The sequence below is a fragment of the Cupriavidus pauculus genome, assembly GCF_002858765.1.
Taxonomy (GTDB): domain Bacteria; phylum Pseudomonadota; class Gammaproteobacteria; order Burkholderiales; family Burkholderiaceae; genus Cupriavidus; species Cupriavidus pauculus_B.
In genome coordinates this window covers 360,398-375,090 of sequence record NZ_PJRP01000001.1, presented here as the reverse complement: position 1 = coordinate 375,090, position 14,693 = coordinate 360,398, and the positions used below count along the sequence as shown (strand labels likewise).

Annotated in this window: 14 protein-coding genes; all 14 read right to left on the bottom strand. The window is 67.1% G+C overall.

Features of this window, described 5'->3' with window-relative positions:
• Window positions 1–25 precede the first annotated feature (25 nt).
• Complete coding sequence (bioD, locus tag CYJ10_RS01660; protein ID WP_101679837.1) at window positions 26–775, bottom strand: dethiobiotin synthase; 750 nt, start codon at window positions 773–775, stop codon at window positions 26–28.
• Window positions 772–1,992, bottom strand: a complete 1,221-nt coding sequence (bioF, locus tag CYJ10_RS01655) for an 8-amino-7-oxononanoate synthase (protein ID WP_101679836.1) — start codon at window positions 1,990–1,992, stop codon at window positions 772–774. Before bioF ends, bioD begins: the two co-directional genes overlap by 4 nt.
• Window positions 1,982–3,352, bottom strand: a complete 1,371-nt coding sequence (gene bioA / locus CYJ10_RS01650; RefSeq protein ID WP_374703221.1) for an adenosylmethionine--8-amino-7-oxononanoate transaminase — start codon at window positions 3,350–3,352, stop codon at window positions 1,982–1,984. Before bioA ends, bioF begins: the two co-directional genes overlap by 11 nt.
• A gap of 392 nt (window positions 3,353–3,744) precedes the next feature.
• Window positions 3,745–4,533, bottom strand: coding sequence for an enoyl-CoA hydratase/isomerase family protein (locus CYJ10_RS01640; RefSeq protein WP_101679834.1), 789 nt, complete (start codon window positions 4,531–4,533; stop codon window positions 3,745–3,747).
• 23 nt (window positions 4,534–4,556) lie between these two features.
• On the bottom strand, window positions 4,557–5,483 hold the full coding sequence (locus CYJ10_RS01635; RefSeq protein ID WP_101679833.1) for a dienelactone hydrolase family protein: 927 nt from the start codon (window positions 5,481–5,483) through the stop codon (window positions 4,557–4,559).
• Window positions 5,484–5,529: 46 nt separating this feature from the next.
• Window positions 5,530–7,137, bottom strand: a complete 1,608-nt coding sequence (locus tag CYJ10_RS01630) for a carboxyl transferase domain-containing protein (RefSeq protein WP_101679832.1) — start codon at window positions 7,135–7,137, stop codon at window positions 5,530–5,532.
• A gap of 70 nt (window positions 7,138–7,207) precedes the next feature.
• A complete protein-coding gene (locus CYJ10_RS01625; RefSeq protein WP_101679831.1) occupies window positions 7,208–7,642 on the bottom strand; it encodes a YchJ family metal-binding protein in 435 nt (144 codons plus the stop codon).
• Window positions 7,639–8,325: an HAD family hydrolase gene (locus CYJ10_RS01620; protein ID WP_101679830.1), complete on the bottom strand. Its 687-nt coding sequence runs from the start codon at window positions 8,323–8,325 to the stop codon at window positions 7,639–7,641. Before CYJ10_RS01620 ends, CYJ10_RS01625 begins: the two co-directional genes overlap by 4 nt.
• Entirely contained in the window at window positions 8,322–8,981 is a 660-nt protein-coding gene (locus CYJ10_RS01615; RefSeq protein WP_101679829.1) for a 2-hydroxychromene-2-carboxylate isomerase, read from the bottom strand. The genes CYJ10_RS01620 and CYJ10_RS01615 overlap by 4 nt, the downstream gene beginning before the upstream one ends.
• 51 nt (window positions 8,982–9,032) lie before the next feature.
• Window positions 9,033–10,163, bottom strand: coding sequence for an acyl-CoA dehydrogenase family protein (locus CYJ10_RS01610; RefSeq protein WP_101679828.1), 1,131 nt, complete (start codon window positions 10,161–10,163; stop codon window positions 9,033–9,035).
• 12 nt (window positions 10,164–10,175) lie between these two features.
• The gene (locus tag CYJ10_RS01605) at window positions 10,176–10,856 is read right to left on the bottom strand and encodes an SDR family oxidoreductase (protein WP_101679827.1); all 681 of its coding nucleotides are present in this window, start codon (window positions 10,854–10,856) and stop codon (window positions 10,176–10,178) included.
• A 43-nt stretch (window positions 10,857–10,899) separates the two neighbouring features.
• Window positions 10,900–12,090, bottom strand: coding sequence for an acetyl-CoA C-acetyltransferase (locus tag CYJ10_RS01600; RefSeq protein WP_101679826.1), 1,191 nt, complete (start codon window positions 12,088–12,090; stop codon window positions 10,900–10,902).
• A gap of 42 nt (window positions 12,091–12,132) precedes the next feature.
• Window positions 12,133–12,804: a carbonate dehydratase gene (gene can, locus CYJ10_RS01595; RefSeq protein ID WP_101679825.1), complete on the bottom strand. Its 672-nt coding sequence runs from the start codon at window positions 12,802–12,804 to the stop codon at window positions 12,133–12,135.
• Window positions 12,801–14,612, bottom strand: coding sequence for a bifunctional isocitrate dehydrogenase kinase/phosphatase (gene aceK, locus CYJ10_RS01590; protein ID WP_101679824.1), 1,812 nt, complete (start codon window positions 14,610–14,612; stop codon window positions 12,801–12,803). Before aceK ends, can begins: the two co-directional genes overlap by 4 nt.
• Window positions 14,613–14,693 lie beyond the last annotated feature (81 nt).

The window sequence follows — 14,693 nt, the reverse complement described above, 5'->3', positions numbered from 1 at the left end:
CGTATTCGGTTTCACGATGCGCGGGTCAGGCGTGACGCGGCGCGGAGAGGTTGGACGATGCAACCGGCGGCATGCTGGCCAGCAGCGGTGCGAGGTCCAAGTGTTGAGCGGCGACGGCCGGCGCCACCTGCCAGGGCAGTTCGCCCAGCATCGGTGCGTCCAGCGCGTCCTGCAGCGTGACGATGTTCTCGGTGGGCAGCAGCATGTCCGGGTCGATGCGGTTGGCGATCCAGCCAGCCAGCTTCAGGCCGCGTGCACGCACCGCTTCGGCGGTCAGCATCGCGTGGCTCAGGCAGCCCAGCCGTACGCCCACCACCATGATGACGGGCAGGTCCAGCATCACGGCCAGGTCGGCGGTATTCCACCGCACCGCGCCCACGTCCAGCGGCACGACAAAGCCGCCCACGCCCTCCACCACCACGGCATCGGCCTTGGTGCACAGCGAGTCGAACGCCGCACGGATCGGCCCGCGCGTGATGCGCTCGCCTTCCAGCGCGGCGGCCAGGTGCGGCGACGCCGGCGTACGGAAGAAGAACGGGCACATCTCTTCCTGCGGCACGATCACGGACCCCGCCGCGCGCAGCTGGTCGACATCGTCGTTCTGCCAGCGGTCGTCAAGCCATTCCCCCCCGGCCGCCACGGGCTTCATGCCCACCGTGCTGTAGCCGGCGCCGTGCAGCGCATGCAGCAGCGTGGCCGTGGCGTGCGTCTTGCCCACGCCGGTATCGGTGCCGGTCACGAAGCAGGCGAACTGCTCCGGCTTGTTGGCGATCATGCGGCCTCCTTGTGATGGCTGGGCATGGCACGCGCGATGGCGTCGAGCAGTCGATCCACGTCGGCCGCCGTGTGCGACGCCGACAGCGTGATGCGCAGCCGCGCCGTGCCGGCCGGCACCGTGGGCGGACGAATCGCGCCCACGCGGATGCCGTCGGCTTCCAGCGCCGCCGACAGCGCCAGCGATGCCGCGTTGTCGCCCACGATCAGCGGCTGGATCGCGGTATCGCTCTTGCCCAGCGTCCAGCCGGCCTGCGCGGCCAGCGTCGCCAGCCCCCGGCGCAGTTGTGCAATCAGTTCGGCCAGGTGGGCGCGCCGGGTGCGCCCTTCTTCGCCAGCGATGATTTCCAGGCTGGTCAGCAGCGCATGCGCCACGGCCGGCGGCGCGGCTGTCGTATAGATATACGGGCGCGCCGTGTTGACCAGGTGTTCGACGATCGTTTCGTGCGCCGCCACGAAGGCGCCGGCCACGCCGGCGGCCTTGCCCAGCGTGCCGACATAGATCAGCCGCTCCGAGCGCAGGCCCAGGTGCTCCAGCACGCCGTGCCCGTGGTCGCCCAGCACGCCAAAGCCGTGTGCGTCGTCGACGATGATCCAGGCGTCGTGGCGCTCGGCCAGCGCCAGCAGCGCGGCCAGCGGCGCCAGGTCGCCATCCATGCTGAACACGCTGTCGGTGACGATCAGCTTCAGCTTGCCCTGGCTGGCCTGCAGCAGCGCATCGAGCGCCTGCGTGTCGCCGTGCGGGTAGCGTTGCACGTCGGCGCGGGCCAGCCGCGCGCCATCGATCAGCGACGCATGGTTGAGCGTTTCGCAGAACAGCGTGGCATCGGCCGTACCCAGCGACGTCAGCACCGCCAGGTTGGCCATGTAGCCGGTGCAGAAATACAGCGCCTGCGCCTGCGGGATATACGGCGCCAGCCAGCGCGCCAGCTCGTGCTCCAGTTGCGCATGGGCCAGCGAGTGGCCGCTGACCAGGTGCGAGGCGCCGCTGCCGGCGCCGTAGCGGCGCGCGCCATCGGCCAGCGCATGGGCGATCGACGCGTGATTGGCCAGGCCCAGGTAGTCGTTGCTGCAGAAGGTCAGCAGCGGCGCCGGCGTGGCATCGACCGCCCCGACCGACTGGTGCGGTGCGCAGGCCGTGTGCGCGATGCGGCGGCGGCGCGTCAGCGACTTTGCTTCGCGCTCGGCGGCCGCGCGCTTCAGGTAGTCAAGCAGCATGGCGGGCCTCCTCGGTGGGTGGCAGGATTGCTTGCAGCGTGCCCAGCAATTGTTCGCCGAGCCAATTGGCCAGCGCGGCGTCGAACACATAGGGCGGCATCACGTACAGCGTGTTGCCGATGGGCCGCGCCAGCACGCCGCGCTCGCGGGCGGCCAGATGGAAGCGCGACGCGAAGTCGGGGCCGGTGGCCTCGGGGTCGATGTCGGCGGCCCAGATCATGCCGCGCTGGCGCACGTGGCTGACGCGGGGATCGGCGGCAATGCCGGCCATCGCGTCAGCCAGCCATTGCGCGCGCTCGCGGTTGCGGGCCAGCACGTCGTCGGCTGCGAACAAGTCCAGCGTGGCCAGTGCCGCGCGGCACGCCAGCGGATTGCCCGTGTAGGAATGGGAATGCAGGAAGCTCCGCGCGATGTCGTCGGCCACGAAGGCGCGCTGGATTTCCGGGCGCGACAGCACGAGCGACAACGGCAGGTAGCCGCCCGTGATGCCCTTGGACAGGCACAGGAAGTCGGGCCAGGCATGCGCCGGCACCGGCTCGCCGCCCCGTGCCTGTTCCCAGGCGAAGAACGTGCCGGTGCGGCCGCAGCCCACGGCGATCTCGTCGGCGATCAGGTGTACGCGGTAGCGGTCGCACAGCGCGCGGGCGCCTTCCAGGTACGACGGGTCGTACATTGCCATGCCGGCGGCGCCCTGCACCAGCGGCTCGACGATCAGCGCGGCGATCTGGCCGGCGCGCTCGCGCAGCAGCGCTTCCAGTTCGGCCAGTGCACGCTTGGCCACGTCGGCAGCCGATTCGCCACGGCCAGCCTGGCGTGCGTCGGGCGACATCACCACATGCGCGCGGCGCGTGAGGGGGTCGTAGGCGTCGCGGAAAATCTCCACGTCGGTCACGGCCAGCGCGCCCACGGTTTCGCCGTGATAGCCGTGGCGCAGGCACACGAACTCGCGCTTGGCGGACAGGCCCGTATTGCGCCAGTAGTGGAAGCTCATCTTGAGCGCGATTTCCACGGCGGACGCGCCGTCGGACGCATAGAACGCGTTGCCCAGCACGCCGCCGGTCAGCGCTTCGAGCCGCTCGGCCAGTTCCACGGCCGGGGCGTGGGTGCAGCCGGCCAGCATCACGTGCTCGAGCGTATTCAGTTGCGCGACCAGCGCGGCATTGATCGCCGGATTGGCGTGGCCGAACAGGTTGACCCACCACGAGCTGATGGCGTCGAAATAGCGGCGGCCTTCGGCATCGATCAGCCACGGCCCTTCGCCGCGGGCGATGGCCAGCGGCGGCTCGTTGGCGGCCGCATCGGGGCGCAGGCGCGTACACGGATGCCAGACGGCCCGCTGGCTGCGTGCCGCGAGCGGCATGTCATCGGCGGCTGCGCCGGCGGTATTGGGGACAGGATGTGTCAAGGGGACCCTCCTTTGATTGCCAGGTCCGTCCATGCCGGCGCCTGTCACGGCATGGCCGGGACGCGCGAGGGCTGCGGGCGGATTGGGGAGGCTCATGTTAGGAAGGTCCGTCTTGTCTTGGCAAACCAGGCGCTATCAGCGCGTTGGCGTCAGGTTGAACGAATATGCGCGATGTTGCTGACTGCCGTGCCGCGCATGGCACTTGGAATGGCGCTTCTCGCGGGTAACGTCGGGCAAATACCTGCTAAAAAATTCTGTGGCGGCCGTCCGGCTTGCCCTCTCCCCCGGCCCCTCTCCCACGAGTGGGAGAGGGGAGCAAACTGGGCTTGCGCCGGCCGCATCCCGCACTACTGCGGCTTCCAGGCTGGGGCGCGCTTTTCAAGGAACGACCGCACGCCTTCGCGCCCTTCTTCCGATGCCCGGATCGCCGCGATCCGGTTGGCGGTGTCGGCCAGCAGGTCGCTGTCGATCTCGCGGCCGGCCACTTCCTGCACCAGCCGCTTGCTTTCGCGCACGGCGTTGGGGCTGTTGCCGGCGAGCGTGGCGGCGATCTCGGCCACTTTCTCGTCGAGGTCCTGCGGCGGCACCACCGCGTGCAGGAATCCCAGCCGCAGCGCCTCGGCGGCATCGAAGCGCTCGGCGGTAATGAAGTAGCGGCGCGCGGCCTGCTCGCCCATCGCGCGGATCACATAGGGGCTGATCGTGGCCGGCAGCAGGCCCAGCTTGGCCTCGGACAGGCAGAAGTTGGCCGTGGCGGACGCCACCGCGATGTCGCAGGCGGCCACCAGGCCCATGCCGCCGGCGTAGGTGTCGCCCTGCACGCGCGCGATCACGGGCTTGGGGCAGACCCAGACCGTGTGAAGCATCTGCGCCAGCGTCAGCGCATCGGCACGGTTCTCGTCGTCCGAGTAGCCGGCCATCTTCTTCATCCAGTTCAGATCGGCACCGGCGCAGAACGCCGGGCCGTTGCCGGTCAGCACGATCGCGCGCACCTCGGGCGTGTCGCCCAGCGCCCGGAAGGCGCCGGTCAGTTCGGCGATGACCGTCTCGTTGAACGCATTACGTACATCGGGCCGGTTCAGCGTGACCGTGGCGATATGGCGCTCGGCGGTCACGGAAAGCGTCGTGAATTGCATGTCTCCTCCGGATTCTTGGATTGTCAGGATGTCTTGCCGGTGGTTTTCATTCTGGCGGGCTGGGTCCGTTCAGGGATCTCGTCGAACGGCAAGCCCAAGCCCCGGAAGAACGCGTCCACCTCGGGCAGCCATACCGCCACACCGGCGCGGTTGCTGAACAGGCGGTGCGAATCGCCGTCGAACTCGCCAACGTCGACGAAGCGCGCATCCTTCGCCGCGCCGCTGACATTGGCCTTGTAGCTGTTGAACATGCGCTCCGGCAGCGGCCACGGCCAGTAGCTGTCGTTGTCGCCGTAGATCCACAGCGACGGATAGCGCGCCACGCGCCCGTAATCCCCAAACGCGTCGATCAGGTTGTTCTCCCAGCCCACGCAGTTTTCGTTGCGCAGGCCGCCCGCGAAATTGACCACGCCCACCACGCCGGGGTAGCCGATGGCCGACAGCGCCATGGTCGACAGGCCGCCATGCGACTGGCCGATCACGATGATGCGCGTGGCGTCGACATAGGGCTGCTGCACCAGGTAGTCCAGCGCCGCCACCACGTCCTCGGCCTGCATCATCCCGTTGCCGCGCACATCGCAACTGCCGCCCACGTACTGGCCGCCCGACTTGGAAAACCCCTGCCGCATCGGCAGCGCCACCACATAGCCGCGCCGCACGAACTCGGCGGTCTGCGCGGCAAACCGGGCGCGGCCCTGAAACGCGGGCTTGCCCGGCGACTTGCCGTGGTTGATCACCACCATCGGAAACGGACCTTCGCCGGCGGGGCGGACGATCGTGGTTTCCAGGTCGATGGTGGCTTCCGCCCCCACCTTCGGCACCATCACTACCTGCTCGACCGACTGCGCCGGCATCGCCACCTGCGCGATGGCCGGGCCGCACCATACGATGCAGGCCAGCGCGGCCAGCGCAACCACTGCGCGGCAGGTGGAGGGAACAACTCGGGACATGACAACAACCAACCTTCCTGAAAAAACCAATCAGACGATAAAAAAACTACATGCGGAAAACGCCGAACTTCATGTCGCCGATCGGCGCATTGAGGCTGGCGGACAGGCCAAGGCCCAGCACAGTACGCGTCTGCGCGGGGTCGATGACGCCATCGTCCCAGAGCCGCGCGCTGGCGTAGTACGGATGGCCCTGGCGTTCATACTGGTCACGAATCGGCGCCTTGAACGCTTCTTCCTCGTCGGCGCCCCACTGGCCGCCCTTGCCTTCGATGCCGTCGCGGCGCACCGTGGCCAGCACGCTGGCCGCCTGCTCGCCGCCCATCACCGAGATGCGCGCGTTCGGCCACATCCACAGGAAGCGCGGCGAATACGCACGGCCGCACATGCCGTAGTTGCCGGCGCCGAACGAGCCGCCGATGATCACCGTGAACTTGGGCACCTGGGCCGTGGCCACGGCCGTCACCATCTTGGCGCCGTTGCGCGCAATGCCTTCGTTTTCGTACTTGCGGCCCACCATGAAGCCGGTGATGTTCTGCAGGAACACTAGCGGAATCTTGCGCTGGCAGCACAGTTCGATGAAGTGCGCGCCCTTGAGCGCCGACTCCGAGAACAGGATGCCGTTGTTGGCGATGATGCCCACCGGGTAGCCCCAGATCCGCGCAAAGCCGCAGACCAGCGTGGTGCCGTAGCGCGCCTTGAATTCGTCGAATTCCGATCCGTCGACGATACGGGCGATGACCTCGCGCACGTCGTACGGCTTGCGCGTGTCGGTAGGGATCACGCCATGGAGTTCTTCCACCGGGTACAGCGGCTCCTGGGGCTCGTGCAGGCGGATCTGGTCCGGCTTGCGGCGGTTCAGGTGCTGCACGATATTGCGGGCCAGCGAGAGCGCGTGGTGATCGTTCTGCGCGAAGTAGTCGGCCACGCCCGACAGCCGCGTATGCACGTCGGCGCCGCCCAGGTCTTCGGCGCTGACTTCCTCGCCCGTGGCCGCCTTCACCAGCGGCGGCCCGCCCAGGAAGATCGTGCCCTGGTTCTTGACGATGATCGACTCGTCGCTCATCGCCGGCACATAGGCGCCGCCGGCCGTGCACGAGCCCATCACCACGGCAATCTGCGGGATGCCCTTGGCCGACAGGTTCGCCTGGTTGTAGAAGATGCGACCGAAGTGGTCGCGGTCCGGGAACACGTCGTCCTGGTTCGGCAGGTTGGCGCCGCCGGAGTCCACCAGGTAGATGCACGGCAGGTTGTTCTGCTCGGCGATCTCCTGCGCCCGCACGTGCTTCTTGACCGTCATCGGGTAGTAGGTGCCTCCCTTGACCGTGGCGTCGTTGCAGACGATCACGCACTCCTGCCCCGCCACGCGACCGATGCCGGTGATGACGCCCGCGCCGGGGGCCGCATTGTCGTACATGTCGAACGCGGCCAGTTGCGACAGCTCCAGGAACGGCGTACCCGGATCAAGCAGTTGCTGCACGCGGTCTCGCGGCAGCAGCTTGCCGCGGCCCAGGTGCTTGGCGCGGGCCTCCTCGCCGCCGCCTTCGGCCAGCTTCGCGACCTTCTGCCTGAGGTCGGCCACCAGCGCCTGCATGGACTCGGCATTGGCCTTGAACGATTCCGAGCGTGCGTTCAGTTTGGTTTCCAGCGTGGGCATGTCTCTTCCTGTGTTCTCTTGCTTTTCGTGCCGGGTCAGCCGGTAACGTGCGCCGCATGGGCGCCGCACGTCATTCCTTTCCTTCCTGTTCCTTCAGGTCGCCATCCACGTAGAGCCAGCGGGCCGGCGTGCCGGGCTCGCGCGGCTCGAAGACAAAACGGCTCAGCTCTTCCAGCCGGTGCGCGCGCCCGCCCACCTTGTAGCGCGCCACGAAGGCCACCGTGGCGTGCGTGTCGTCCTGCTGCGCGTGGGACTTCACCGTCAGCCCGAGCCAGCGCGTGCCGGCATCGGCCGACAGGTCCTCAGGACACGTCGACACATGCCAGGTCTGGCGCAGCCAGCCTTCGTCGCCCAGCACATAGGCGCTGTAGCGCGAGCGCATCAGCGCCTCGGCCGTGGGCGGCACCGCCTCGCCACGGTGAAAGCGGCCGCAGCACGTGGCATAGGCGCCGTTGCCGCAGGGGCAAGGCTCCGCGCCGGCGCCGGACTGTCGCTTCCTTGTCATGCGATCAGCTCCGGCAGGTCGCGCATGTCGGTGAAGACGGTCTTCACGCCCACCGCACGCAGCTCGTCGGCATCGGTGCGCGCGGCATAGCCGAACACGGTCATGCCCGCGGCCACGCCGGCGGTGGCGCCGGTGGGGCTGTCTTCCACCACGGCGCAGCGCGACGGCTCCACGCCCATCGTGCGTGCGGCTAGCAGGTAGACGTCCGGCGCGGGCTTGCTGTGCTCGACCTCGGTGGCCGTGAAGATGTGCTCGCGGCGGTCGTTGGGGTCCATGAACAGCCCCAGCAGGTCGGTATGCGTCAGCTGGAGCTTGACCTTGATGCGGTCCGCGCCCGACGCCACGCACACCGGCAGGCCACGCGCCTGGATGGCTTCGATCGTCTGGCGGATGTGCGGCACGGCTTCCAGTTCCTCTATCAGCGCGGCATCGCGCCGCACGAACCATTCGGACAGGAAGTTGCGCGGCAGCGGCTTGCCGAGACGCGCCTCGATATTGCCAAGCTCGTCGCGCACCGCACGGCCGAGGAACCACTTCATCGATTCCTCGAGCGTGATCTCGATGCCAAGCTCGTTGAGCACGCGGTTCAGCACGCGATGGACGATCGGTTCGCTGTCGACGAGAACGCCGTCACAGTCGAAGATCACGCAATCGAAGCGGGCGGCCTGGTTTGCTGCGGTCATGCGGGTTTCTTTTCCTTGTTGTGTTCGTTGCCGCCGACGGCGCGCAGTTCGGTCTGCCGCCGGCTCTTCAGGTGGGCCTCGATCTGCTCGAAGCGGTCGAAGCCCCAGAACGGTTCACCGTCGATGATGACAAACGGCGAGCCAAATACGCCCTTGGCCATCGCCACGTCGATCTCGGCCTTGAGCTGGTCCTTGATCTGGTAGCTCGTGGCGCCTTCGTTCATCGCCACCGGATCGACGCCCAGCGCCTCGGCCAGCTTCGCCAGCTCGGCCGGCTCCGCGATGTTCAGGTCGTCGACGAACAGCGCGCGGTACACGGCCTTGGCAAACGCGGCGGCCAGGTCGGCGCCGTGGTGGTTCTGCAGCCACAGCATGGCGCGGGCGGCGTGCTGTGTCGGCAGCGGGAAGTGCGTCGGGCGCTTGTAGTCGATGCCGTGGAACTGCGCGGTGCGCTCGAAATCGCGCCAGCAGTACTCGCCCTTGAGCGGGATCGACGGCAGCGGCGACGAGCCGGTGGTCTTGAACACCACACCCAGCAGCACCGGATGCCACATCACGCCCCGGCCGTACTTCTGGGCCAGTTCGTCGATGCGCGTGCTGGCAAAGTAACCGTAGGGTGAGGAGAAGTCGAAGTAAAAATCGATCGGTGCGGTCATCGCAGGGGGCTCCGGTTCAGGTGCGACGGTTTCGGGGGTACGGCTGATCTGTCATCCAAGCGCGCGGGCGATCAGAATCTTCTGGATGTCGCTGGTGCCTTCATAGATCTGGCACACGCGCACATCCCGATAGATTCGCTCGACAGGGAAATCGTTCACATAGCCGTAGCCGCCGAACACCTGGATCGCGTCCGAGCATACGCGCTCGGCCATCTCGCTGGCGAACAGCTTGGCCATGGCGGCCTCTTTCAGACAGGGCCGGCCGGCGTCCTTGAGCGCGGCGGCGTGCCACACCATCTGCCGCGCCACATCGATCTGGGTGGCCATGTCGGCCAGGCGGAACTGCACCGCCTGGTGCTGGAACAGCGGCTGGCCGAAGCTCTCGCGCTCCTTGGCATAGGCCAGCGCGGCCTCGAACGCGGCGCGGGCCATGCCGATGCTCTGCGACGCGATGCCGATGCGGCCGCCCTCCAGCCCCGACAGCGCCATCTTGTAGCCAGCGCCCTCCTCGCCCAGCAGGCAGTCGGCCGGAATGCGGCAATCGTCGAACACGATCTGCGCCGTATCGGACGAATGCTGCCCGAGCTTGTCTTCCAGGCGCGCGACGATGTAGCCCGGCGTGCGGGTCGGCACCAGGAAGGCGCTGATGCCGCGCTTGCCGGCCGCCTTGTCGGTCACGGCCATCACGATCGCCACGTCGGCATGCTTGCCGCTGGTGATGAACTGCTTCACGCCGTTCAGCACGTAGTGGTCGCCATCGCGCGTGGCCGTGGTGCGCAGCGCCGAGGCATCGGAGCCCACATGCGGCTCGGTCAGGCAGAACGCGCCGAGCATCTCGCCACGGGCCAGCGGCACCAGCCAGCGCTGCTTCTGCGCGTCGTTGGCAAAGGCCATCAGCATGCTGCAGACGGGGCAGTTGTTGACGCTGATGACGGTGGACGTGCCGCCATCGCCGGCCGCGATCTCTTCCAGGATCAGCGCCAGCGACAGGTAATCGAGCCCCGCGCCGCCCAGGTCCTCCGGCACCGCCACGCCATAGACGCCCAGCCGTGCCAGTTCCTTGTGCACGTCCTTGGGAAAAGTCTTGTCGCGGTCCCACTGCGCGGCCTGCGGCGCGATGACGTCCTGCGCGAACTGGCGCACCGCGTCACGGATCATTTCCTGCTCGGGGGTCAACAACATGAGCGTCGGTCCTTACCAGGGGATGGCCGCGCCATCGTAGTTGTGGAAGCTGCCGTTGTCGTTGTGCGTCAGGCCGGCCAGCGTGCGGCGCATGCCGGTCACGCTCTGCTGCGGCGTCAGGTCGGCGTTCGGGCCGCCCATGTCGGTCTGCACCCAGCCCGGATGCAGCGCCACGCAGATCGCATGGCGGGCGTCCAGCGACACGCTCTTGAGCACCGCGTTGGCCGCCGCCTTGCTGATGCGATACATCCACGCGCCGTTGGTGTCCATGCCGCCGATACTGCCCATCTTCGATGACAGTATGGCCAGCACGCCGCCGCGGCCGTGGTTGCCGGTCTCGACGAACGGCAGCAGCAGCGGCAGCGCCATCATCGGCCCCAGCACGTTGGTGTGCATCACGGCATCGAACTCCGGCTGCGCGACGGGCTGCGCGCCTTCGGTGCGCGGGCCGATTACGCCGGCGTTGTAGATGGCCACGTCGAACGACTCGCCATCGAGCTTCCAGCCCAGTGCTGCCACCGCGGCGGCGTCGGTCAGGTCGATCTGGTGGGCTTCGGCGCCCAGCGCCTTGAGCGCCTCCACGCCTTCGGCACTGCGCGCGGCAGCCACCACGCGCCAGCCATCGGCGCGGTACTGCCGGACGAATTCAAGGCCGAGACCCCGGGAAGCACCAAGGACGAGCGCGGTAGGCATGGCGAGACTCCTGCTTGTTGTAGCGTGTTGTGGTGAGTGTCGATCAGACGATTTCGATGCCGACGGCCGTGGCTTCGCCCCCGCCGATGCACAGGCTGGCCACGCCGCGCTTGCCGCCGGTCTTGCGCAGCGCGCCGATCAGCGTGGTCATGATGCGTGCGCCCGAAGCCCCGATCGGATGGCCCAGTGCGCAGGCCCCGCCGTGGATGTTGACCTTCTCATGCGGAATCTTGTGGTCGTGCATGGCGGCCATCGGTACGACGGCGAACGCTTCGTTGATCTCGAACAGGTCCACGCTGTCGGTGGTCCAGTCGAGCTTGCGGTACAGCTTGGCGATGGCCTCCACGGGCGCGGTCGTGAACCAGCCCGGCGCCTGCGCGTGAGACGTGTGGCCCAGCATGCGAGCGATCGGCACCAGGCCCAGCTGCTTCGCGGTGGATTCGCGCATCATCACCAGCGCGGCGGCGCCGTCGTTAATCGACGACGACGAGGCGGCGGTAATCGTGCCGTCCTTGGCAAAGGCCGGCTTCAGCGACGGAATCTTGTCCACCTTGATGCGGCGAGGGCCTTCGTCGGTATCGATGACCGTATCGCCGCCCTTGCCCGACACCGTGACCGGCGCGATTTCCCAGCGGAAGTCGCCTGCCTCGGTCGCGCGCTGGGCGCGGCGTACCGATTCCATCGCGAACGCGTCCTGCTGCTCGCGCGTGAACTGGTACTTGGCGGCGCAGTCCTCGCCGAAGGTGCCCATGGCGCGACCCTTGTCGTAGGCGTCTTCCAGGCCGTCCAGCATCATGTGGTCATAAATCATGCCGTGGCCGATGCGGTAGCCGCCACGGCCCTTCGGGATCAGGTACGGCGCGTTGGTCATGCTTTCCATGCCCCCGGCCACGGCGATGTCGAACGAGCCGGCCAGCAGGCCGTCGTAGACCGACATGGCCGCGCGCATGCCCGACCCGCACATCTTGTTGACCGTGGTACAGGCCACGTCCAGCGGCAGCCCCGCGCCCAGCGCGGCCTGGCGGGCGGGTGCCTGCCCCTGCCCGGCCGGCAGCACGCAGCCGAACACCACTTCCTGCACCCGCTCCGGCTTGATACCGGCGCGCTCCACCGCCGCGCGGATGGCGGCGGCGCCAAGCTGCGGCGCGGTCAGACTGCTCAGTTCGCTCTGGAACGCGCCCATGGGGGTGCGTGCGGCGGAAACGATGACGATTGGGTCGTTCGGGTTTTGCATGTCTGTGTCTCCTCGAAGCGGGTGGGCTTCAGTCGTAGTCGTTCAGCGAATCGATGCTTGTGGCGGATCGCCGTATTGCTGCAGGGCGGCGGCAATCTGCGTCTGCAGTTCGTCATTGCTGCTGGCCGCCATGCCCAGGTCGCGCAGCAGGCCGTCGGACACGCCGTAGATCCAGCCATGCACGGTCACCGCCTGGCCACGGTCCCACGCGTCCTGCAGCACGGTGGTCTGGCAGATGTTGTTGACCTGCTCGATCACGTTCAGCTCGCACAGGCGCGTGTGGGCGTCGTCCTCGCGCAGCACGGTGCCCAGGTAGGCCGAATGCTTGTCGGCCACATCCTGCACGTGGCGCAGCCAGTTGTCGCACAGGCCCACGCGCTCGCGCTTGAGCGCTACCTTCACGCCGCCGCAGCCATAGTGGCCCACCACAGTGATGTGGCGCACCTTCAGCACTTCGACGGCAAACTGGATCACCGACAGCGCGTTTAGGTCGCTGTGCGAAATCACATTGGCGATATTGCGATGTACAAATACCTCGCCCGGTGCCAGGCCCAGGATCTGGTTGGCGGGCACGCGTGAATCGGAGCAGCCGATCCACAGGTATTCGGGCGCCTGCTGGTTGGCCAGGCGCGTGAAGAATGTCGGGTCTTCCGCGTTGACGCGGTCTACCCACTCGCGATTGTTGCGGAAAAGTTGGGCGATGGCATCAGTCATGCTGCCCTCCTTGCGTCGTCGATTGTTGCTGCGCCGTAGCGGTGGATGAAGCGTTCTTGTTGTGGATAGGCAAAGAAGTCATGTACATGGCCGGCCAGCAGCCGGTCCTTGTGTTGCTGCCACATGGCAGCGTCGAAGAAATCGGAATGGTGCCGCAGGAACGCGGCCCGCACGCGCGGGTCCCCCAGCAGGAACGTGCGATAGGTCTCCGGGAAGATGTCGTGCGGATGTACGGTGTACCACACCTCGCCGGACATTTCCTCTTCCTCGTTGCGCGGCTCGGGCACGCGCCGGATATTGCAGTCGGTCAGGTACTCGATTTCGTCGTAGTCGTAGAACACCACGCGGCCGTGCCGGGTGACGCCGAAGTTCTTGTAGAGCATGTCGCCCGGGAAGATGTTCGCGGCGATCAGTTCCTTGATGGCGTTGCCATATTCCTGGATGCCGTGGTCCACCTGGGCGTCCGTGCCCTCCTGCAGCCAGATGTTCAGCGGCGTCATGCGCCGCTCGATATACAGGTGGCGCACCACAACCTCGTCGCTGCCGTCGCTGCTGCGCTGGTATTCGAGCATCGACGGCACATGCCGGGTCAGTTCGCGCAGCAGCGCGTCGTCGAAGCGCGACAGCGGGAAGGCCACGTTCGAGTATTCGAGCGTATCGGCCATGCGGCCCACGCGGTCGTGCTGCTTCACGAGCTGGTACTTCGATTTCACCTGCGCGCGCGTGGTTTCCTTGGGCGGCGGGAATTCGTCGCGGATCACCTTGAACACATAGGGAAACGACGGCAGCGTGAACACCAGCATCACCAGCCCCTGGATACCGGGCGCCACGACGAACTTGTCCGACGAATGCTGCAGATGGTGCAAAAAGTCGCGATAGAACAGGTTCTTGCCCTGCTTCTGCAGGCCCAGCGACGTGTAGATCTCGGCGCGCGCCTTGCGCGGCAGCAGGTCGCGCAGGAAGGTCACGTACGCCGACGGGATCTCCATGTCGACCAGGAAATAGGCATGCGCGAACGAGAACAGCACCAGAAGCTGTTCCGGGCGCAGCAGCACGGTGTCGAGCACCAGCTTGCCCGACGGCCCGTGCACCACCGGAATCGCCATCGGATACATCTGGTCGCCATTCAGCACCCGTCCGATGATGAACGCGGTCTTGTTGCGGAAGAACAGCGACGACAGCGTATGCACCTGGAAATTGGGCGCGACGCGGAATTCGCCGGCATGCTCGTCGAGCGCACGCAGTACATGGCCGACGTCGCGCTTCAGGTCCTCGAACGGCGCTTCGAGCTGGAAGTTGTGCACGATCCGCTCGAAGCACGCGGCCATGCCCTCGCGGCTGCCCGGGTAGTAGGCCCGATAGGTCGGCCGGGTGGGCGACTCCTCGTTCTCGATGTACTCCGTGGAAACCGCCGGCCGCACGAAGATGAAGTCGTTGTTGAAGTACGAGCGATGCAGGATGCGCGTGCAGACCGAGTTGAAGAACGTCTCGGCCAGTTCGGGCTGGTGGTGGTTGGTCAGCAGGCCGATGTAGTGGAGCTTGATCTGCTGCCAGATATCGTCGTCGAGCTGCTCGGCGTCGTATTCGTCCTGCAGCGTCACCACGGCCTCGTGCACGCGGTCGTTGTAGAACGCGATGCGGTCGCGCTGCAGCGCCTGCAGGCCGTGCCAGTCGCCAGCCTCAAAGCGCGCCTTGGCCGTGACGCCGGCCTCGCGGAACAGCCGGTAGTGCTTGTCGAATCCGTCGAGCATGGTCCGCGCCACATCGTAGGCAATCTGCGAGGCGAGCAGCTTGGGGAAGTGGGACATGACGCGAAAGTTCCGAACGAGCGGGAGAACGGCTGGCAGTCGAAATTGTAATGGCGTTCGGTACTTACTTTCAGGTAACCA

Coding starts and splice junctions, on each gene's coding strand:
- bioD (WP_101679837.1), bottom strand. CDS start 775: ATGATCGCCAACAAGCCGGAGCAGTTCGCCTGCTTCGTGACCGGCACC.
- bioF (WP_101679836.1), bottom strand. CDS start 1,992: ATGCTGCTTGACTACCTGAAGCGCGCGGCCGCCGAGCGCGAAGCAAAG.
- bioA (WP_374703221.1), bottom strand. CDS start 3,352: ATGCCGCTCGCGGCACGCAGCCAGCGGGCCGTCTGGCATCCGTGTACG.
- CYJ10_RS01640 (WP_101679834.1), bottom strand. CDS start 4,533: ATGCAATTCACGACGCTTTCCGTGACCGCCGAGCGCCATATCGCCACG.
- CYJ10_RS01635 (WP_101679833.1), bottom strand. CDS start 5,483: ATGTCCCGAGTTGTTCCCTCCACCTGCCGCGCAGTGGTTGCGCTGGCC.
- CYJ10_RS01630 (WP_101679832.1), bottom strand. CDS start 7,137: ATGCCCACGCTGGAAACCAAACTGAACGCACGCTCGGAATCGTTCAAG.
- CYJ10_RS01625 (WP_101679831.1), bottom strand. CDS start 7,642: ATGACAAGGAAGCGACAGTCCGGCGCCGGCGCGGAGCCTTGCCCCTGC.
- CYJ10_RS01620 (WP_101679830.1), bottom strand. CDS start 8,325: ATGACCGCAGCAAACCAGGCCGCCCGCTTCGATTGCGTGATCTTCGAC.
- CYJ10_RS01615 (WP_101679829.1), bottom strand. CDS start 8,981: ATGACCGCACCGATCGATTTTTACTTCGACTTCTCCTCACCCTACGGT.
- CYJ10_RS01610 (WP_101679828.1), bottom strand. CDS start 10,163: ATGTTGTTGACCCCCGAGCAGGAAATGATCCGTGACGCGGTGCGCCAG.
- CYJ10_RS01605 (WP_101679827.1), bottom strand. CDS start 10,856: ATGCCTACCGCGCTCGTCCTTGGTGCTTCCCGGGGTCTCGGCCTTGAA.
- CYJ10_RS01600 (WP_101679826.1), bottom strand. CDS start 12,090: ATGCAAAACCCGAACGACCCAATCGTCATCGTTTCCGCCGCACGCACC.
- can (WP_101679825.1), bottom strand. CDS start 12,804: ATGACTGATGCCATCGCCCAACTTTTCCGCAACAATCGCGAGTGGGTA.
- aceK (WP_101679824.1), bottom strand. CDS start 14,612: ATGTCCCACTTCCCCAAGCTGCTCGCCTCGCAGATTGCCTACGATGTG.